This window comes from Roseateles noduli, from assembly GCF_050626985.1.
Taxonomy (GTDB): domain Bacteria; phylum Pseudomonadota; class Gammaproteobacteria; order Burkholderiales; family Burkholderiaceae_C; genus Roseateles; species Roseateles noduli_A.
Genome location: NZ_CP192463.1, coordinates 3,887,456 through 3,905,872, shown reverse-complemented (window position 1 = coordinate 3,905,872; position 18,417 = coordinate 3,887,456). Strand labels below are relative to the sequence as shown.

The 18,417-nt window shown below is 69.6% G+C and carries 15 protein-coding genes; 7 read left to right on the top strand and 8 right to left on the bottom strand.

Annotated features, from left to right (window positions below):
* The first annotated feature begins 9 nt into the window (after positions 1-9).
* Genes ACQ4L4_RS17060 through ACQ4L4_RS17050 form a run of 3 tightly spaced genes read left to right on the top strand, consistent with a single transcriptional unit; the run spans position 10 to position 2,778 of the window.
* A complete protein-coding gene (locus ACQ4L4_RS17060; RefSeq protein WP_431100123.1) occupies positions 10-1,209 on the top strand; it encodes a COX15/CtaA family protein in 1,200 nt (399 codons plus the stop codon).
* On the top strand, positions 1,206-2,114 hold the full coding sequence (cyoE, locus tag ACQ4L4_RS17055; protein ID WP_431100122.1) for a heme o synthase: 909 nt from the start codon (positions 1,206-1,208) through the stop codon (positions 2,112-2,114). Before ACQ4L4_RS17060 ends, cyoE begins: the two co-directional genes overlap by 4 nt.
* A gap of 43 nt (positions 2,115-2,157) precedes the next feature.
* Positions 2,158-2,778 carry an SCO family protein gene (locus tag ACQ4L4_RS17050; RefSeq protein ID WP_431100121.1) on the top strand — a complete coding sequence of 207 codons (621 nt, stop codon included), beginning with the start codon at positions 2,158-2,160 and terminating at the stop codon, positions 2,776-2,778.
* A 182-nt stretch (positions 2,779-2,960) separates the two neighbouring features.
* On the opposite strand, the gene rpoH is transcribed toward ACQ4L4_RS17050, so the two are convergent.
* The 5 genes from rpoH to ACQ4L4_RS17025 all read right to left on the bottom strand — a co-directional run bounded on the left by rpoH (position 2,961) and on the right by ACQ4L4_RS17025 (position 11,408).
* Complete coding sequence (rpoH, locus tag ACQ4L4_RS17045; RefSeq protein WP_431100120.1) at positions 2,961-3,875, bottom strand: RNA polymerase sigma factor RpoH; 915 nt, start codon at positions 3,873-3,875, stop codon at positions 2,961-2,963.
* Positions 3,876-4,032: 157 nt separating this feature from the next.
* On the bottom strand, positions 4,033-6,849 hold the full coding sequence (locus tag ACQ4L4_RS17040) for an ATP-binding protein (RefSeq protein WP_431100118.1): 2,817 nt from the start codon (positions 6,847-6,849) through the stop codon (positions 4,033-4,035).
* Positions 6,850-6,996: 147 nt separating this feature from the next.
* Positions 6,997-8,427, bottom strand: coding sequence for an efflux transporter outer membrane subunit (locus ACQ4L4_RS17035; RefSeq protein ID WP_431104959.1), 1,431 nt, complete (start codon positions 8,425-8,427; stop codon positions 6,997-6,999).
* Between the two features lie 118 nt (positions 8,428-8,545).
* A complete protein-coding gene (locus ACQ4L4_RS17030) occupies positions 8,546-10,186 on the bottom strand; it encodes an MDR family MFS transporter (RefSeq protein ID WP_431104958.1) in 1,641 nt (546 codons plus the stop codon).
* 28 nt (positions 10,187-10,214) lie between these two features.
* On the bottom strand, positions 10,215-11,408 hold the full coding sequence (locus tag ACQ4L4_RS17025) for an HlyD family secretion protein (protein WP_431100117.1): 1,194 nt from the start codon (positions 11,406-11,408) through the stop codon (positions 10,215-10,217).
* 106 nt (positions 11,409-11,514) lie between these two features.
* On the opposite strand from ACQ4L4_RS17025, the gene ACQ4L4_RS17020 reads away from it, so the two are divergent.
* Both ACQ4L4_RS17020 and ACQ4L4_RS17015 read left to right on the top strand, forming a co-directional pair.
* Positions 11,515-12,246 carry a CerR family C-terminal domain-containing protein gene (locus ACQ4L4_RS17020; RefSeq protein WP_431100116.1) on the top strand — a complete coding sequence of 244 codons (732 nt, stop codon included), beginning with the start codon at positions 11,515-11,517 and terminating at the stop codon, positions 12,244-12,246.
* A gap of 177 nt (positions 12,247-12,423) precedes the next feature.
* A complete protein-coding gene (locus ACQ4L4_RS17015; protein WP_431100115.1) occupies positions 12,424-12,837 on the top strand; it encodes a VOC family protein in 414 nt (137 codons plus the stop codon).
* 32 nt (positions 12,838-12,869) lie between these two features.
* Here the strand turns inward: ACQ4L4_RS17015 and ACQ4L4_RS17010 are convergent, their stop codons facing one another.
* Both ACQ4L4_RS17010 and ACQ4L4_RS17005 read right to left on the bottom strand, forming a co-directional pair.
* Entirely contained in the window at positions 12,870-13,172 is a 303-nt protein-coding gene (locus ACQ4L4_RS17010) for a putative quinol monooxygenase (protein ID WP_431100114.1), read from the bottom strand.
* The gene (locus ACQ4L4_RS17005; RefSeq protein WP_431100112.1) at positions 13,169-13,849 is read right to left on the bottom strand and encodes a type 1 glutamine amidotransferase domain-containing protein; all 681 of its coding nucleotides are present in this window, start codon (positions 13,847-13,849) and stop codon (positions 13,169-13,171) included. Before ACQ4L4_RS17005 ends, ACQ4L4_RS17010 begins: the two co-directional genes overlap by 4 nt.
* 151 nt (positions 13,850-14,000) lie before the next feature.
* Between ACQ4L4_RS17005 and ACQ4L4_RS17000 the strand changes: the two genes are divergently transcribed.
* A complete protein-coding gene (locus ACQ4L4_RS17000; protein ID WP_431100111.1) occupies positions 14,001-15,383 on the top strand; it encodes a C13 family peptidase in 1,383 nt (460 codons plus the stop codon).
* A gap of 54 nt (positions 15,384-15,437) precedes the next feature.
* On the opposite strand, the gene ACQ4L4_RS16995 is transcribed toward ACQ4L4_RS17000, so the two are convergent.
* Complete coding sequence (locus ACQ4L4_RS16995; RefSeq protein ID WP_377160337.1) at positions 15,438-15,701, bottom strand: hypothetical protein; 264 nt, start codon at positions 15,699-15,701, stop codon at positions 15,438-15,440.
* Between the two features lie 597 nt (positions 15,702-16,298).
* Here ACQ4L4_RS16995 and fusA point away from each other — a divergent pair.
* Positions 16,299-18,350 carry an elongation factor G gene (fusA, locus tag ACQ4L4_RS16990; protein WP_431100109.1) on the top strand — a complete coding sequence of 684 codons (2,052 nt, stop codon included), beginning with the start codon at positions 16,299-16,301 and terminating at the stop codon, positions 18,348-18,350.
* Positions 18,351-18,417: the final 67 nt, after the last annotated feature.

Here is an 18,417-nt window from a genome sequence, read left to right as displayed (position 1 = left end):
GGCCCGCGCATGAACGGATTGGCGATCGGTTTCGATTTCGAGCCGCTGCTGGAGCTGCTGGCGATGGCCGCGCTCGTCGGCGCGGTGCCGCTGGTCTGGTGGCAGTGGCGGCATCGCGGCGACGCGGCGGCGACGCGGCTGCGCGCGCTGACGGTGCTCGCGACCTTCCTGACCTTCGACCTGATCCTGATCGGCGCGCTGACGCGGCTGACCGATTCCGGCCTCGGCTGCCCGGACTGGCCGGGCTGCTACGGCAGCGCCTCGCCGATCGGCGCGAGCGCCGAGATCCTCGCCGCGCAGACGGCGATGCCGACCGGGCCGGTGACGCACGGCAAGGCGTGGATGGAGATGCTGCATCGCTACATGGCGGGTGGCGTCGGTTTCCTGCTCGTGGTGCTGGCGGTCCTGAGCTGGTGGGTGTGGCGGCGCGGCCGCCGCACCGGCGAGGCAACGCCGTCGCCGTGGTGGGCGACGCTGTCGCTCGTCTGGGTCGTGGTGCAGGGCTTCTTCGGCGCCTGGACGGTGACGATGAAGCTCTTCCCCGCGATCGTGACGACGCATCTGCTGCTGGCGCTCGGATTGCTGATGCTGCTGGCCTGGCAGGCCGAGTCCTACGCGCCGAAGCCGCTGGCCTGGCCCACCGGCCTGCGGCGCGCCGTCCTGGCGTTCACGGCGCTGGCGATCGCGCAGGTGGCGCTGGGCGGCTGGGTCAGCACGAACTACGCGGTGCTGGCCTGCCAGGACTTCCCGACCTGCCAGGGACAATGGCTGCCGCCGACCGACTTCGAACACGGCTTCACGCTGTGGCGCGAGCTGGGCCGCGGCGCCCACGGCGGCTGGTTGCCGTTCGAGGCGCTGACGGCGATCCACCTGGCGCATCGCGGTGGCGCGATGATCGTGTTCGCCGCGCTGCTGGCGCTGGCCTGGGCCTTGTGGCGCCAGGGCGGCACCGGCGCCGGCGGTGATGGCCTCGAAGCCCGACGCTGGGCGCGCCGCCTGCTGGCGGTCGGCGCGTGGCAACTGGCCTCCGGCCTTTCCAACGTGGTGCTGGGGTGGCCGCTGGTGGCCGCGCTGGCCCATACCGGCGGCGCCGCGGCGCTGCTGCTGATGTGTGCGATCGTGCTGGCGCGGCTGCGTGCCGGCACGACCCGCAATGTGATCGAGCCGGCGCCCGTGCGCGCCGGCATCCTGACGATGGGTTCGAAATGAGTTCCGCGACGCAGGCCGCCATGCCCTCCCGCTGGTGGCAGTTCTACCAACTGACCAAGCCCAAGGTCGTGCAGCTGATCGTGTTCTGCGCGGTCATCGGCATGGCGCTGGCGATCCCCGGCCTGCCGCAGGGCGAGGAATGGGTGCGCCTGATCGCCGCCACCGGCGGCATCTGGCTGGTGGCGGGCGCGGCGGCGGCGTTCAACTGCCTGATCGAGCAGCACATCGATGCCAAGATGAAGCGCACCGCGTGGCGTCCCACCGCGCGCGGCGAACTCAGCCGCAACCAGACGCTGCTGTTCTCGGGCGGGCTGTGCGCGCTGGGGTCGGCGATCCTGTACGCGCTGGTGAACCCGCTGACGATGTGGCTGACCTTCGCGACCTTCGTCGGCTACGCGATCATCTACACGGTGATCCTGAAGCCGATGACGCCGCAGAACATCGTGATCGGCGGCGCCTCCGGGGCGATGCCGCCGGTGCTGGGCTGGGCGGCGATGCGCGGCGAGCTCGGTGCCGAGGCCTGGCTGATGTGCCTGATCATCTTCCTGTGGACGCCGCCGCACTTCTGGGCGCTGGCGCTGTACCGCAGCGAGGACTACCGCAAGGCCGGGCTGCCGATGCTGCCGGTGACGCACGGCAACGAGTTCACGCGGCTGCAGATCTTCCTTTACACCTGGGTGCTGTTCGCGGCGACGCTGCTGCCCTTCCTGACGGGCATGAGCGGCTGGATCTACCTGGCCGCGGCCATCGTGCTGGGGCTGATGTTCTGCCATCACGCGTTCAAGCTGTGGAAGGCCTATTCGGAAGCGCTGGCGCGCAAGACCTTCCTGTTCTCGATCCTGCATCTGTCGCTGCTCTTCGGCGCGCTGCTGCTCGATCACTACGTCAGTCCCTGGATCAGTTGAGCCGCCTCGGCGCTCGGGACCTTCTTTCGGATCGGATGTGCTGATGATCTCGCGACGTTTTCTGGGCCTCGGCGCCTTGGGGGCCCTGGGTGCGGCGACGCTGCTGGCGGGCTGCGACAAGCTGGGCTTCTCTTCCGCGCCAAAGGCGAGCTTCCAGGGTGTGGACCTGACTGGCGCGGCCTACGCGCGCGGCTTCAGCCTGCCCGACCAGAACGGGAAGACCCGCACACTGGAAGACTTCAAGGGCAAGGTCGTGGTCGTGTTCTTCGGCTTCACGCAGTGCCCCGACGTCTGCCCGACCACGCTGGCCGAACTGGCGCGGGTCAAGAAGGCCCTCGGGCCGGACGGCGACAAGGTCCAGGGCGTCTTCATCACCGTGGATCCGGAACGCGACAAGCCCGAACTGCTGAAGGCCTACCTCGAAAGCTTCGACCCCGGCTTCGTCGCGCTGCGCGGCTCGCCGGAGCAGGTCAAGGAAACGGCCAAGGAGTTCAAGATCTACTACGCCAAGGTGCCTGGGAAGACACCGGACAGCTACACGATGGACCACACGGCGGCGAGCTTCCTGTTCGATCCGCAAGGGCGCGTGCGGGTGTTCTCGCGCTATGGCGCGGGAGCGTCGGCGTTGATGGGCGACATCAAGGCGTTGATCGCCGGGCAATGAACGAGCGCTCGGCCTGCGGGGCCAGGGGCTTGGCCCTCATACGTCTCGCAGGCTCCACAAATCGGGCCAATCCCCTGGCCCCGCAGGCCTCAGGGACGGGGCGTTGACATCCGAAAGACGAAGGCCCCGCAGTGCGGGGCCTTCTTCATGGGGCGTCGATCAGGGATCGGGCGGCTTTCCGATCAAGCGGCTTCCGCCACCATCGCCTTGCGCATCTTCTTCATCGCGGCGACTTCGATCTGCCGGATGCGTTCAGCGGACACGTTGTACTCGGCCGCCAGCTCGTGCAGCGTCATGCCGCCGGAACCGTCGTCGTTGACGTTCAGGTAGCGCTCCGTGACCACGCGGCGGCTGCGGTCGTCGAGCTGCTCCAGCGCCTTCTGCAGGCCGTCCGTGGCCAGCCGGTCGCGCGACTTGGACTCGATCACCCGCGTCGGCTCCTGCGTGTCGTCCGCCAGGTAGGCGATCGGCGCGAAGGTCTCGCCGTCGTCGTCGGTCTGCGGCTCCAGCGCCACGTCACCGCCGGACAACCGCGTCTCCATCTCGACCACGTCCTCGGGCTTGACGTTGAGCTCCTGCGCCACCTGGGCGATCTCGGCTTCCGTCAGCGAGGTGCGCTGCTGGTTCGCGGCGTGTTCCTTGAGCGCGTGCTTCTTCGAGCGCAGGTTGAAGAACAGCTTGCGCTGCGCCTTGGTCGTCGCGACCTTGACCATGCGCCAGTTCTTCAGGATGTACTCGTGGATCTCCGCCTTGATCCAGTGCATCGCGTACGACACCAGCCGCACGTTCTGCTCCGGATCGAAGCGCTTGACCGCCTTCATCAGGCCGACATTGCCTTCCTGGATCAGGTCGCCCTGCGGCAGGCCGTAGCCCAGGTACTGGCGCGAGATCGACACCACCAGCCGCAGGTGCGACAGCACCAGCCGGCCCGCGGCGTCCACGTCGCCATGCGTCTTCAGACGCGTGGCGTAATCCTTCTCTTCTTCCGGCGTCAGCAGAGGAATATGGTTGATCGCCGTGATGTACGCATCCAGGTTCCCGAGCGATGGCACCAGGGACCAGGGATCGCGGACCTTCAATGCAAGGGTGTTGGACATGTGTTCGTTGCTCCTGTATCGGGCCGGTCCTCCGGCTCGACGCTGAGAATATTAGCACTCATGGACGATGAGTGCTAAGGCTCCGGAAATCGGACGCGTCACGGGAGGGCTACCCCTGAAACCGAGTGTGTGCCTGCCGTCTTAGGATCCACTTAAGTCATTGATCTACCGAAGAAATCGGCAGCTCAAAGCTGAATGTGGCCCCCTCGCCGGCGGTGCTGGCGACCCGCAACTGGCTGCCCATCAGCGCCAGCAGCCGCTGGGTGATCACCAGCCCGATCCCCGTGCCTTCGATCCCGCCGACCTCCCGGCCCAGGCGGTTGAACGGCTGGAACAGCTGCGCCTTCTGCGCCTCGGTCAGCCCCGGCCCGGAGTCGGTGACGCTCAGTTCAACCTGCGAATCACCGACCCGCCGCGCCCGGAGCCAGACGCGCCCGCCGTCGTGGTTGTATTTGACGGCGTTGCTGAGCAGGTTGGTCAGCACCTGCTTGAGGCGGGTGGCGTCGGCGCGCACCCGGCCGACCTCGGGGGCCAGTTCGACCTCGATGCTCACCCCGCGCCGCTGGCGCTGGGTCTCGATCATCGCGAGGCTGTCCGCCGCGATCGGCGCCAGATCCTGGTCGTCGATCTGCACGCGCAGGCCGCCGGCGTCCAGCCGCGAGAGGTCCAGGGTGTCGTTGATCATCTCCAGCAGGTGCCAGCCCGACTGCTGGATCTGCGCCAGCCAGCCGCGCTGCCGGGCGCTGAGCGTCGACCCGAGGTCCGACTCCAGCAGTTGCGAGAAGCCGAGCATCGCGTTGAGCGGCGTGCGCAGCTCGTGGCTCATACGGGACAGGAACTCGTTCTTGGCGCGGTTGGCGGCCAGCTCGGCCTCATGGATGCGCTCCAGCTCCGCCAGCCGCAGTTGCTCGCCGATGTCTTCGACGACGCCCAGCAGCCGCGACGGCAGGCCTTGGGCGTCGCGCAGCAGGCTGACGGTGGCCCGGACCGTGATCACCTGACCCTGGCCGCCGATGTAGCGCTTGATGCGGCTGTAGCGGCGGAGTTCGCCCCGGATCAGCGCCATGCCCAGCCGGCTGTCCTCGGCCCGGTCCTCGGGGTGGGTGATCGCCATGATCGAGCGCGCCTGCAACTGCTCGACGCTCATGCCCAGCAGCTGGCAGAAGTAGGGGTTGATCTCCTGGGGCCGCGCCTGGAGGTCGCAGGAGACGACGCCGATCGGCGCGTGCTCGACGATGGTCCGGAAACGCTCCTCGCTGGCGCGCAGGCGCTGGGTGGCTTCCTCGACCCGGCGCGCCACCCGCGCGGTGCTGCCGGTGACCGAGAGCAGCAGCAGGCCCAGCAGCGCGGTGCCGGCCAGCCCCGCGATCGCGAAGGGCAGGGCGGCGCTGCCGTCCAGGGTCGGCAGTCCGGACGGGTTGTAGACGATCAGGCGCCAGGCCCGTCCGGCGAAATCGACGTCGCGGGACCGGCTCGGGAGCGCGGCGGGCAGGTGCAGGCAACGCTCGTCGCCGGCCAGCAGCGGACGGCGGCTGCCGGAGGTGGCGTCGATGAGGCAGTAGTCGAGCCGGCCTGCGCGAGCCGGCAGCGCGTCGTGCAGCAGCGCCTCCGGGCGCAGCGTCGCGAAGGCCACGCCGGTGGGTTTGCGGGCGTGGCCGGCGGCGTCGCGTGGATCGGTGGAGCCGCCCTCGTAGAGCGCGCGGTAGACCACGACGCCCATCAGCGTCACGCCGGCGTCCTGCGACAGCGGGAAGCTTTCGCTGGCCGACGGCTCGCCGGTGGCCATCGCGCGCTCCTGCGCGGCGCGCGCCTGCGGGATGTTGCGGATGTTGGCGCCCATCGCCGGCCGGTTGCGCGCGAACGGTGCGATGAGGCGGATCGGCAGCCTGTCCTCGGCGGGGTCGGGGGTCAGGTCGCCGGGCCGGCGTCGTTCGTAGACGTGATAACCGACGTAGCCGTCGGCCTGGGCCGCGCGTTCGAACGTGGGCACCTCCTGCGGACGCACCAGCGGCGCCCAGCCCACCGCGTACACGGCGCCGCCGGCGCGGGCGCGCTCGGCATGGGCGCGTTCGAAGTCGCCGCGGCGGATGCCCGGCGCGACCAGCAGCAGGCTGTGGTTGGCCTCGAGCGCGGTCAGCGGCATCGACAGCTTGTCGGACAGCGAATTCAGCGCATTCACCGCTTCCAGTTCGAAGGCATGGCGCCGGCGTCCTTCCTCGTTGCGCGCGACATGCAGCGTGGCGCCGAACAGCAAGGCGCACGCGACCAGCATCGGCAGGGCGACGCTCAGTCGTCGCGGCGCCCAGTGCTTGCGCGGCAGGCCGAACAGCGCCAGCGCCACCGGCGCGCCGATCAGCACGCCGATCGCGTCACCGACCCACCACGCGAGCCAATGCGGCAGGACCTGCGACGGCCCGATCGCACCGGTGAACCACAGCGCCGCGACGCCGAAGCTCGGTGCGACCAGGCAGGCGATGCCGGCGGTCGCGGCAAGGAAGCGCAGGAGTTCGGCGGGTTCGCACAGCGGCGGGTTGGCGCCGATCCAGCGTCTCGCGAGCCACGCGCCCAGCCACGCCTGCAAGGCGCCGCCGAGGCCGACCATCAAGGGCTGCAGCGGTTGAAGATGCGCGCGCTCGACGCCGATCGCCAGGCTGACCGCCGCGCCCCCGATCGCGATGCCCGGCAGCGCGCCGGGACCCCAACGCAAGGCGGCGGCGACGGCGAGGCCGGCGGCGGGATAGATGGGGGAGACGAAGTCGGGCGGCAGGATCAGCTTCAGCGCCAGCACGCCGAGCGCGGCGTAGGTCACCGCGAGCGCGATGTTCAGCAGCACCAGGCGGACGGTCCCGCCCGGCGCGCCCGGTGGCGGATCGCCGCTGCCCTGATCGAGCGGGAGCGCGATGGAGGCGGACGTGGCGGGCGTAGCGCCCGCGGCGCTCGTGGCGGCCGGAGCGGGGGAGGACGCGTCGGTCATGAACGCCAGCCTACCCTTGCCACGACCCGCCTGATACGCCGGAATGCCCCCCGGATCTGGCGCTTGTCCTGGGAAACCCACGAGGCGCCCGGCCGGCGGCATCGCGGCGGCCAGGGCCCGATGGCGCGGAGGTCGGCGGTGGCGGCCTCAGGCCGGCAGGTCCCAGCCCAGTCCCAGGCTCTTCTGCAACGCGACGAAGTCCTTCAGCAACGCGGACTCGCCGTCCAGCGCCTTGAGTCGCGCGTCGATGTCGCGGCGCTGCGCGTCGAGCAGGTCGATCTGGCTCGCGACGCCGGCCTGGCGGCGTTGCCCGGTCAGATCGAGTGTCCGCGCCGTGGAGCCTCGCTGCGCGAGCAGATGCTGCACCGACTGACGCTGCCGGCCGAAGCGCGCCAGCGAGGTGTTGGCGTCCTGCAGCGCGCCGAGCACGGCGGACTGGTAGTTGGCGACGGCCTCGTCGCGGCCCGCCTCGGCCTCGCGCACGGCGGCGGCGGTGCGGCCGAAGTCGAGGACGTTCCAGCTCAGGTACGGCACGGCGGCGAGCGCCAGGTTGTCCGTCCGCAGCAGCTTGCCGGGGTCGGTGCCGGCGACGCCGATGTTGCCCAGCAGGCTGAGCTTGGGGAAGTACTTCGCCTTCTCCTGGCCGATCTCCGCCGTGCGGCCGGCCAGGCGGCGCTCGGCCGCGCGGATGTCCGGACGGCGCTGCAGCAGCGCGGCGGGATCGCCGATGGCGACGCGGTCCGGCGCGTGCGGCAGCGCGGGCGTGGCGGCGGCCAGCGCGTCATCGAGCGCGCCCGGCGCCTGTCCCGTGAGCAGCGCGAGCCGGTCGAGCGAGGCGGCGATCTCCGCGGCCACGTCGGCGAGCGAAGCCTGCGTCGCTTCGGCCTGCTGGGCGCGTTGCTCGACATCGTCGGCGGTGGCGACGCCCTGGTCGCGCCGCTGGCGGACCAGCGCCAGCGCCTGCGCGTCGACCGCGGCCGTGTCGCGCAGCAGCGCCTGCCGGGCCTGCTGGGCGCGCAGGCCGACGTAGGTGGACGTGACTTCGGCCGTCAGCGACACCTGCGCATCGGCCAGGTCCGCCTGCACGGCCTGCGCCTGCGCCGAGGCGGATTCGACCGCGCGGCGCGTGCCGCCGAAGAGATCCGCTTCCCAGGTCGCATCGAAACCGACGCTGTAGAGATGGAGCGAGGTTTCGTGGTCGGTGCCCGGGCCTTGCCAGACGCCGGCGCCGAGCGCCGAGGCCGAGCCCTTCGGGCGGCCGTTGGCCTCCTGCGCGTTGAACGCGGCACGCGCCGAACGCAGGCGTGCCTCGGCGGCCTGCAGCGTGGGGCTCTGCTTCAGCGCCTGCGCGACGAGGGCGTCGAGCGTGCTGTCGTCGAGCGCACGCCACCAGCGCGACGCGACGGGCGCGGAGGCGTCGGTGGATGCGTCGGCAGACGCGCTCACGGTCGCGCTGATGATCGCGCCGGTGCTCGCGTCATCGCGATGGAAGCGCGCTTGCCGGAGCGCGTCGGTCGCCACGGCGGGCGCGCCCGGGTAGTCGGGACCGACCGTGGTGCAGCCGGCGAGCAGCAGCATGGCCGCGGCGGCGGCCACGGCCGACAGCGTCGTGACCGTGGTGAGACCGACGCGGAGCGGAGCGGGCCATCGGACGCGGGACAGGAGGGAGACGGGTGGGAAGTGGGTCATGAGGATCTCAATGCGCCTCGTTGGACGCCGGCGCCTGGCCGGGCTGCCGGGGCGTCCTGAGCGTCAGCGCCAGCGGCACGCAGAGCAGCAGCGCGGCCGCGAGCACGTAGAAGGTTTCGGAGAAGGTCATCACGCTGGCCTGCTGATGGACGGTGAGCACCAGTTCCTTCATCGCCTGCAGTTGCGCGTAGGCGAGGTCGCCCCCCTGCGCGAAGTGGCTGGCCGCACTGCCGGCGAGCCGTTCCTGGAGCAGCGTCGAATTCGCGTTGAGCGTCTCGCCCAGCCGGTCGATGTGCAGGCTGTTGCGCCGGTCGATGAAGGTGCCGATGACGGCGAGTCCCACCGAGCCGCCCAGGTTGCGCGCCATGTTGTAGATGCCGGCGGCGTCGCCCGATTCTTCGCGCGTGACCGTCGCCATCGAGGCCTGGTTGAGCGGCATCATGCAGAGCATCTGCCCGACGCCGCGCAGTAGCTGAGAGCCGACGAAGTCGTGGCCGACGCTCTGGGCGGTGAGGCTGATGTCGAGCAGGCAGCTCGCGGCGAAGGCCGTCAGCCCCAGGATCACCATCACGCGCAGGTCCACGCGCGAGATCAGCCGCGGCAGGATGGGCATCATCAGGAAGGCGGGCACGCCGGCCAGCAGCATGATCGCGCCGGACTGCTGCGCGTTGTAGCCGGCGATCAGCGCGAGGAACTGCGGCACCAGGTAGGAGATGCAGTACAGCCCCGCGCCGACGGTGAACACGATGACGATGACGCTGGCGTAGTGCCAGTTGCGCAGCAGCTTCAAGCGCAGGATGGGCCTGGACGCGTAGCGCTGCGAGAGCGCGATCATCGCCATGCCGATCGCCGAGACCAGGCTCAGCGACACGATCAGCGAGGACTCGAACCAGCGTTCGCGCTGGCCTTCCTCGAGCACGACGGTCAGCGTCGACAGCCCGACCGCGAGGCCCACGATGCCGAGCCAGTCGGCGCGGATGAATTCCTCCAGGTGCATGCGCTGCGCGGGCAGTCCCAGCAGCAGCAGGGTCAGCAGCGCGGCGCAGACCGGCACGTTGATGAAGAAGCACCAGTGCCAGCTGGCGTTCTCGGTCAGCCAGCCGCCGAGCACCGGGCCCAGCAGCGGCCCGAGCAGCACGATCAATCCGAACAGCGTCATGCCGACGGGAAGCTGATGGCGCGGCAGCCGCGTGCGGATGATGGTCTGCGCGGTGGGGATCATCGCGCCGCCGGTGAAGCCCTGGCCGATGCGGGCGAGGATCAGCATCGGCAGGCTGCCCGAGAGGCCGCACAGCACCGAGAAGAAGGTGAACAGCGCCGCGTTGCCGACCAGGAAGTTGCGCAGCCCGAAGACGCGCGTGAGCCACGCGGCCAGCGGGATCATGACGATCTCCGACATCAGGTAGCCGGTGGAGATCCAGGTGCCCTCGGTGCCGGTCGCGCCGATCGCACCCTGGATCTGCGGCAGCGCCGAGTTGGTGATGGAGATGTCCAGCGTCGCCATCAGCGCGCCGAGCGCGCCGGCCGCGACGGCGATCCAGTCGCCCGTGCCCGCGTTGGGCTCGGCGTGCGGGGCCGCACCGGCCGCGCGCGGCGCAGCTTGCGCACTTGGCGCACCCGTTGCACCCGATCCACCCGGTGCACCCATTGCACCCGGCGCGGCCGACGACGCGGCCTCAGCCATGGCGGGCTCCGCGGGTGTCGACGTCGGTCGTCACGGAGAGTCCGGGCAGCAGGCGGTCGCGCAGCGCCGGATCCGCCTTCGGATCGAGCTGCACGCGGATGCGCACCGGCACGCGCTGGACGATCTTCGTGAAGTTGCCGGTGGCGTTCTCCGACGGCAGCAGCGCGAACTGCGCGCCGGTGCCGGGCGAGAAGCTCTCGACGGTGCCGTGCAGGTCCAGGTCGGGCAGGGCGTCGACGTGCAGCGTCGCCGGCTGGCCGGCGCGCATGCGGCCGATCTGCGTCTCTTTGAAGTTGGCGACGAGGTAGACGTCCTGCGTCGGCACGACGGTCATCATCCGCGTGCCCGGCTGCACGAATTGCCCGACGCGCACGGTGGTGTCGCCGATGCGGCCGTCGATGGCGGCGCGCACGACGGTGTCGTCGACGTCGAGGTGGTTCTGGCGCAGCGCGGCCTCGGCGGCCTCGACCTGCGCCTTCGACTGCGCGACCTGCGCTTCGCTCGACTTCAGCCGGCCATCGGCGGCCTTCACCGCGGCGTCGGCGGCGGCCAGGCTGGCGACGGCCTGGTCGCGCGTGTTGCGCAGCTCGGCCAGACGTTCGGCGGTCGTGGCGCCGGTGGCGGCCAGCGGCGTGTGGCGGGTGACCTCGTCCTGCGCGTGCGCAAGCGCCAACCGCGAGGCCTCGGCCTGGGCGCGGGTCTGCGCGAGCTGGCCCTGCTGCTGGAGGATGTCCGCCTCGAAGCGACGGATGTCGGCCTTGCGGCCGTCGATGGTCGCCTGCGACTGGTCGGCGGCGGCCTGGTACTGACGGGCGTCCAGCTTCACGAGCGGATCGCCGCGCTTCACCGCCTGGTTCGCGACGACGTAGACCTGCGTCACGTAACCGCCGACCTTGGGCGCGGCGGTGACGCTGTCGGCCTTCAGGTAGGCGTCGTCGGTGGTCTCGATGAAGCGGCCGGTGGTCCACCAGTGCACGCCGTAGGCGCCCGCGGCGAGGAGCGCCGCGGCGGCGATCACCAGCAGCACGGGTCTGCGGTTCGAAGGCGACTTCGCTGAGGCCTTGGCGGGCGGGCTGCCGGGCGGATTGGCGGCAGGCGACGAGGGCGGCACCGGCACCGGAGCCGACGCGGGGGTGGACGCCGAGGCGTCGGGCCCGTTCGGGCCGGCTGGGGTCTGGGAAGACATGGGCGTGGCCGGCTCACCGGCTCGAAGAATTATTCCGGTCGCTATCTTTTTCCAGTTGGAAGATTTCTGTCAACTGCTATATTTTTGACTTCAGCTTCCTTTACACATGACCGAACGCCCCGTCCGAGCTCCCCGACACCGCGCCGATGCCGGCTATGCACGCGGCGAGGAGACCCGTCGCCGCATCATCGATGTCGCGCTGCGGCTGTTCGGCGAGCGCGGCTTCGAAGGCGCGTCGACGCGGGAGATCGCCAAGGCGGCGGGGGTGAACGCGCCGGCGCTGCAGTACTACTTCGACAACAAGGAAGGCGTGTACCGGGCCTGCGCGCAGTACATCGCGGACAGTTTGGCGGCGCATTTCGGGCCGGTGGTCGAGCAGACGAAGGCGGTGCTCGCCGACCCCGCGGCGACGCCGGACCAGCTCTTCGAGGCCTTCGGCGTGATGCTGGACGCGCTGACCGATTTCCAGCTGCTGCCCGACGATGCCGAGTACCGCCGCCTGTTCATCGCGCACGAGCAGATCGGTCATGCGCCCGGCGTGCTGTTCGAGATCTTCGACAAGACGATGCGCCCGCAGATGGGTGAGCTGTCGGCACGCGTGGTCGCGCGCTACTGCGGCATGCCGGAGAAGGACCCGCTGCTGGCGATGCGCGTGATGATGCTGTGCGGGCAGGTGATGGTGTTCTCGCTGGGACGACGGACCATGCTGACCAAGCTCGGCTGGGAACGCTTCGGGCCCGAGGAGGTCGCGACGATCAAGCGCTCCTCGCGCGAGCACAGCCGCGTGCTCATGGACAGCTGGCGCGAGGAGTCGCGCAAGAGCGCTGCCGGCCGCTGACGAAGGACAGTGTCCGCGCCTACGCCTATCGCGGCTCGCTACCGGGATCTGTCAGCAGACCCTGCTGCCACTCGCCTGCCATGGGCCTTCCTACATTGAACGGACCGGTCGCGACGTGCGTCGCCATGCAACGCGGCGCAGCGCGATCGGGCTTGTTCAACGATCCCAGGAACGACCATGGCACTGACCGTCACCACGCACCTCAACTTCCGCGCCCAGGCCCGTGAGGCACTCAACTTCTATCACGGCATCTTCGGCGGTGACTTGATGGCCCTGACCTACGGCGAGGCGCATGCCGCGCGATCCGAAGCCGATGCCGCGCTGCTGCTGTTCGGGCAAGTCCTGGCACCGAACGGTTTCCGCATCATGGCCTACGACGTGCCCACCGAGCTGAGCTGGGACCGCGGCGACCGCTCGTTCTTCGTCTCCATCCAGAGCGGCGAAGCCGAGGAGATCTCGGGCTTCTGGCGGCAGTTGGCCGAGGGCGCCTCGATCCTGCAGGATCTCGCGCCCTCGGCCTGGTCGCCGCTTTACGGCATGCTCACCGACAAGTTCGGCGTGACCTGGGTACTCAACGTCGCCACGTCCTGATCGAAGCGGCGCTCGGCGACCCGAGGCGGGCTTCAGGCCTCCTGCCGCAGCAGCTCCACCTGCCGGCCAGTCAGCAGCGGCAGGATGCGCTGCACCACCAGCTCCTTGTAGTGGGTCGAAGCGCGATGCGCCTCGATCGCGGCGTGGTCGGCGTAGCGCTCCAGCAGCAGCAGTTCGCCCGGGACGCCGACGCTCTGGAACGCTTCGTAGCCCTGGCAGCCGGGCTCGGCCAGCGATTGCTCGCGCAGGCCGGCCACCAGCGCGAGGACCTCCGGTACCGTCTCCGGCGCCATGCGCCAGCGGGCGACGACCACGATCGGACCGCCGGCGCTCATGCCACGTCCTTGTTGAGCGCTGCCACGATCTCCTTGGCCAGCGGGGCGCCGGACGCGGGGTTCTGACCCGTCATCAGGCGGCCGTCGACGACGACCTTGGGCTGCCACACGTCGGCCTTCTCGTAGGTCGCGCCTTGCTCGACCAGCGCGCTCTCCAGCAGGAAGGGCACGTCGGCGATGGCATACCCTTCCTCTTCGGCGTTCGAGAACGCGGTGACGCGTCGACCCTTCAGGAAAGGCGTGCCGTCATCCAGCGTCGCGCCGGCGAAGGCGACCGGGCCGTGGCACACGGCGGAGACGATCTTGCCGCCGTTCCAGGCGCGGATCACCGCCTGCTTCACGTCGGGATCGGTCGCGATGTCGGCCATCGGGCCGAGGCCGCCGGGGAAGAAGATCGCGTCGTAGTCGAGCACGTCGACCTCCGACAGCTTGCGGCTGCGCGACATGCGGCGGAACGCCGCGCTCTCGCGGAAGGCGCGCTGCGCCGGGTCGCTCTCGTCATACGCGTCCGAGGGCGGCGTGCCGCCGAGCGGCGACACGAAATCGACCGCCACGCTGGCGTGGTCGAATACTTCGAACGGATGCGCCACCTCGGCGAAGAAGTAGCCGGTCGGGCGATGGTTCGGGCCGATCTGAGCGGTGTTGGTCAGAACGAAGAGGACATTCTTGACAGTCATGATGAGCTCCTTGGCGGTGCCCGCGTGGCGGGCGATTTGAAGGTCGTCGCTCCCCTGGGGGAGATGGATTTCGACGTCGCCAGGGAATGATGGGCGTTCGACTTCAATTCATGAAATTTATTCGATGGATATCAGTCATTCACAGCGGAGCATGACTCCGGGATTCGTCTGGCTCAGCGAAGCCGCGCGCGTGTTGACCTTCCGCGCGCCGCGCTGGGAGCGGCTCGACGGCGGGCCGTGGACGCTGGTCGTGCTGGTGCTGCTGTCGCTGGCGGTCGGGCTCGGCCTGCAGCGCGAGGCGATCGACGGCGCCGCCACCTTCGAGTGGCGCAGCATCTTCAAGAGCTGGGGTGCGACGGTCGTGTCGGTGTGGATCTGCTGGCTGCTGATCGCGTCGCCCAAGCGCCGCGAGCCGGGGCCCGCCAACGTCGGCACGCTGGTGTCGCTGCTCGTCGCCGTCACGGTGCTGCTGAACATCGCCGACGGTCTTGCCGCCAAGCTCGCGCCCGCGGTGTTCGGCCCGGCCGACGCCTGGCCCGATTGGGGCCGGTGGGTCGCGTGGTTGTTCCCGATGGTCTGGGAGGGCCTCGCGGGCCTGCGACTGTGGTGGCGGCTCACGGCCTCCGGCGCGGTGCGCCTGATCGCGCTGCTGCTCACGCCGCTGCCCATCGCGATCAGCGGCTGGCTCGATCCGATGTACTTCTGGTGGCCGGCCCGTTCCGCCGAAGCGCGCGAGGAGTACTCGGGCCTTTCGCTGAGCGAGGACGTCCTCGACACGCAGTCGCAGCTCATCGCCAACGCCCTGCGCGCGTTGCCGCCGTCTCAACCCGGCGTGGTGAACGTCTACGCCGCGACCTACGCGCCGTATGCGTCCGAAGACGTGTTCATGCATGAGAGCGCCGTCGTCGCGAAGACGATGAGCGAGCGCTTCGGCACGTCGGGACGCACCGTCCAGCTGGTGACGAACGCGAAGTCGCAGAACACGATCCCGTGGGCGACGCGGCCAAACCTCCACAAGACCATCGCGCGCATCGGCGCCGTCATGGACCGCGAGAAGGACGTGCTGTTCCTGCATCTCACTTCGCACGGCGGACGCGACGGGCTGCTCGCCACCGACTCGTATCCGCTGGAGAGCGAGCCGATGACGCCCGCGCTGCTCAAGCAATGGCTCGACGAGGCGGGCATCCGCTGGCGGGTGATCTCGATCTCGGCATGCTTCTCCGGCAGCTGGGTCGAGCCGCTGGCCGACGACGGCACGCTGGTGATGACGGCCGCCGACGCGACGCACACGTCCTATGGCTGCGGCTCGCGGTCGCCGCTGACCTTCTTCGGACAGGCGATGTACGTCGACGCGCTGAAGGAGACCTGGTCCTTCCAGCAGGCGCATGCGCAGGCGCGCCAGCTGATCGAGGTCCGCGAGAAGGAAGCGGGGAAGACCGATGGCTATTCGAATCCGCAGATCCGCGAAGGCGCGGCGATCGGCGAGCTGCTGAAGCGGCTGGAGGCGCAGCAGAGCGCGCAGACGCGTCGTTGACGGCACCATGAAGAAGACCGCCCAAGGGCGGTCTTCCTTCTTCGCGTCGTCATGTCAGCGCAGGTAGTTGAACACCGTGATCATCACGGCCAGCATCCCGCTGCTACCGAAGACCGACGCCACGACGAAGCGCTGCAGGTCGGAAATCCGTTGGATCAGGTCGCCCCGCAAGTCGGCCAGATCGGTCTTGGTGGCCATGTCCTTTGTCGCGTCGCGAACTTCACTTCGCACGCCCTGTTGAATCGCCTCTGCCGCGGATCGCGCGTCGGCTTCAGACACACCGGCGCCCTTCAGCGCCTGGAAGATCGCTATTTCCATTCATCACCTCACTTTCAGCGAGTCATTGCGGAGAGAGAAATCTACGCCCGCAGGCCAGACTTGGCACTGACTGGTTCTGAGGTTTCTCGTCGCGATCCGACGCGAATGAGTAGTGGTCCTTCGCAGCAATGAGTGACTGCGGCTCGCGCTGTCGAGCGACCGCAACACCTGACCCTGGATCGGGTGCGGTCATCGCGGCGGCCCATTGCACGGCCGCATCGATTCGCTCAGAATCACGTCCATCATGAAGACCTCCCAAGTGATCAAGGCGACTTTCGCCACCTGACGCGCCCTCCGATCGCATTCGGAAGGCGTGCGCGCCTTCCGGTCTTCCACAGAACCCCGGCAGGCCCAGCGCCCTCCGGGGTTTTCTGTTTTCCGAGTCCACCCATGCGCACCCGCACCTACGACAAGCTGATCGCGACGATTCCCGCCCGCCGGAGTCGCGTCCGCACGCGCCTGCGCCCAAGCCCACGCTCGCGCCCGCGCACCGCGCTGCACTCCGGCAGTCAGCCGCTTCTCTCTCGACGCTAGCCCCATCAGGTGAATCCGCCTGAGGGCAGCGTCTTGCCCTCAGATTCGAAAGAAGGATTCACCATGAACCCGGTCCATACGGTCCGCCAGCCTCTGCGCAATCTCGGCGTCATCGCCCACGTCGACGCCGGCAAGACCACCACCACCGAACGCATCCTGTTCTACACGGGCGAGAGCCATCGCATCGGCGACGTCAACGACGGCACGACCCGCATGGACTTCGATCCGCAGGAGCGTCGCCGCGGCATCACGATCAACAGCGCCGCCGTGTCCGTCCAGTGGAAGGGCACGCAGCTCAACCTGATCGACACGCCCGGGCACATCGACTTCAACATCGAGGTCAACCGCTCGCTGCGCGTGCTCGACGGCGCGGTCGTGGTGTTCGACGGCGTCGCCGGCGTGGAGCCGCAGACCGAGACCAACTGGCGTCTCGCGGACAAGTACCGCGTGCCGCGCATCGCCTTCATCAACAAGCTGGATCGCGTCGGCGCGGACTTCCTGCGCGTCGTGGCCATGATGGAGGACCGTCTCGGTGCGACCGTGCTGCCGCTGCAGTTGCCGATCGGCGCGGAGGGCGACTTCCGCGGCGTCGTCGACCTGATCGCGATGAAGGCGCTGGTCTGGGAACGCGACGACGCGACCGCGCCGTTCGTCGAATCGGACGTGCCCGCCGCGATGCTCGACCAGGCGCGCGCCCATCGCGCCCGCCTGATCGAGACCGTTGTGGAGCAGGACGATGCCGCGCTCGTCGCCTATCTGGACGGTCAGCCGATCGATGACGCCACGCTGCGCCGCTGCGTGCGACGCGGCGTGCTGTCGGGCGCGTTCGTGCCGGCGCTGGCGGGATCGGCCTTCCGCAATCGCGGCGTGGAGCCCTTGCTGGACGCGGTCGTCGACTACCTGCCGGCGCCGGAGGACATCCGCCGCGGCGACATCGACGACGCGGCGGGGTCGCCTTCCGATCCGGACGGACCCTTCGCCGCGCTGGCCTTCAAGGTGGCGGCGGACGGTCACGGGACGATGGTCTTCGTGCGTGTCTATCGGGGACGTCTGCGCCGCGGCGACGCGGTGCTCGACGTCAACACCGGCCGCATGGAACGCGTCGGGCGGCTCTACGAGATCCACGCGGACGACCGCGTCGAGCGCGACGAGCTGCGCGCCGGCGACATCGCGGCGGTGATCGGCCTGAAGGAGACGCTGACCGGTCACACGCTGTGCGACCCGGCGAGCCCGCTGCATCTCGAGGAGATCAGCGTGCCCGAACCGGTGATCGACGTGGCGATCGAGCCGAAGACGCGCGACGACGTGGCCCAGCTGTCGAAGGCGCTGCAATCGATGCTGCGCGAGGACCCGAGCCTGCGGATGCGGTTTGACGCCGAGACCGGGCAGACCATCCTCTCCGGCATGGGCGAGCTGCAGCTGGAGGTCTCGATCGAGAAGCTGCGCGCGCGTCACGGCGTCGAGGTGCAGGTCGGCCGACCGCAGGTGGCGTATCGCGAGACGCTCGGTCGGGCGGTGGACGTGCATCACGTCCACAAGAAGCAGAGCGGCGGCCCCGGGCAGTTCGCCGAGGTCGTGCTGCGCTTCGAGCCGCTGCCGCGCGGCGAGGGCGTGCGCTTCGAGAGCCGCATCGTCGGCGGCGCGATTCCCCGCGAGTTCATTCCCGCGGTGGAGGCGGGCATCCGGCGCGCGGCGTTCAGCGGCGTGATCGCGGGCTTCCCGTGTGTGGACTTCCAGGCCACGCTGCTCGACGGCGGCTTCCACGAGCGCGACTCGTCGGCGATGGCCTTCGAGCTCGCGGCGGCGAACGCGGCGCGGGAGGCCTTTTCGAAGGCCGATGCGCAGCTGCTGGAACCGGTGATGGCGGTGGAAGTCGTCACGCCGGCCGAGTCGCTCGGCGACTGTATCGGCGACTTGAATCGCCGGCGCGGTCTGGTGCGCGGCCAGGCGCTGCGCGGCACCGCGATCGTCGTCGACGCCCAGGTGCCGCTCAGCGAGATGTTCGGCTACATCGGCAACTTGCGCGCGCTCTCGTCGGGACGCGCGTCGTTCTCGATGCAGTTCGAGCGTCACGAACTGGCGCCGCGGAAGGTCCGCGACGCCGTGGTCCAGTGATCGATTGATCGACCGATCGACCGATCGATCGACTGATGGTCGTCTGGCCGTCGTCCGATCGTTGTCT

Bases quoted from the DNA above. Each gene is read 5' to 3' on its own strand.
- ACQ4L4_RS17060 (WP_431100123.1), top strand. From the start codon at position 10: ATGAACGGATTGGCGATCGGTTTCGATTTCGAGCCGCTGCTGGAGCTG.
- cyoE (WP_431100122.1), top strand. From the start codon at position 1,206: ATGAGTTCCGCGACGCAGGCCGCCATGCCCTCCCGCTGGTGGCAGTTC.
- ACQ4L4_RS17050 (WP_431100121.1), top strand. From the start codon at position 2,158: ATGATCTCGCGACGTTTTCTGGGCCTCGGCGCCTTGGGGGCCCTGGGT.
- rpoH (WP_431100120.1), bottom strand. From the start codon at position 3,875: ATGTCCAACACCCTTGCATTGAAGGTCCGCGATCCCTGGTCCCTGGTG.
- ACQ4L4_RS17040 (WP_431100118.1), bottom strand. From the start codon at position 6,849: ATGACCGACGCGTCCTCCCCCGCTCCGGCCGCCACGAGCGCCGCGGGC.
- ACQ4L4_RS17035 (WP_431104959.1), bottom strand. From the start codon at position 8,427: ATGCTGCTGCTCGCCGGCTGCACCACGGTCGGTCCCGACTACCCGGGC.
- ACQ4L4_RS17030 (WP_431104958.1), bottom strand. From the start codon at position 10,186: ATGGGTGCACCGGGTGGATCGGGTGCAACGGGTGCGCCAAGTGCGCAA.
- ACQ4L4_RS17025 (WP_431100117.1), bottom strand. From the start codon at position 11,408: ATGTCTTCCCAGACCCCAGCCGGCCCGAACGGGCCCGACGCCTCGGCG.
- ACQ4L4_RS17020 (WP_431100116.1), top strand. From the start codon at position 11,515: ATGACCGAACGCCCCGTCCGAGCTCCCCGACACCGCGCCGATGCCGGC.
- ACQ4L4_RS17015 (WP_431100115.1), top strand. From the start codon at position 12,424: ATGGCACTGACCGTCACCACGCACCTCAACTTCCGCGCCCAGGCCCGT.
- ACQ4L4_RS17010 (WP_431100114.1), bottom strand. From the start codon at position 13,172: ATGAGCGCCGGCGGTCCGATCGTGGTCGTCGCCCGCTGGCGCATGGCG.
- ACQ4L4_RS17005 (WP_431100112.1), bottom strand. From the start codon at position 13,849: ATGACTGTCAAGAATGTCCTCTTCGTTCTGACCAACACCGCTCAGATC.
- ACQ4L4_RS17000 (WP_431100111.1), top strand. From the start codon at position 14,001: ATGACTCCGGGATTCGTCTGGCTCAGCGAAGCCGCGCGCGTGTTGACC.
- ACQ4L4_RS16995 (WP_377160337.1), bottom strand. From the start codon at position 15,701: ATGGAAATAGCGATCTTCCAGGCGCTGAAGGGCGCCGGTGTGTCTGAA.
- fusA (WP_431100109.1), top strand. From the start codon at position 16,299: ATGAACCCGGTCCATACGGTCCGCCAGCCTCTGCGCAATCTCGGCGTC.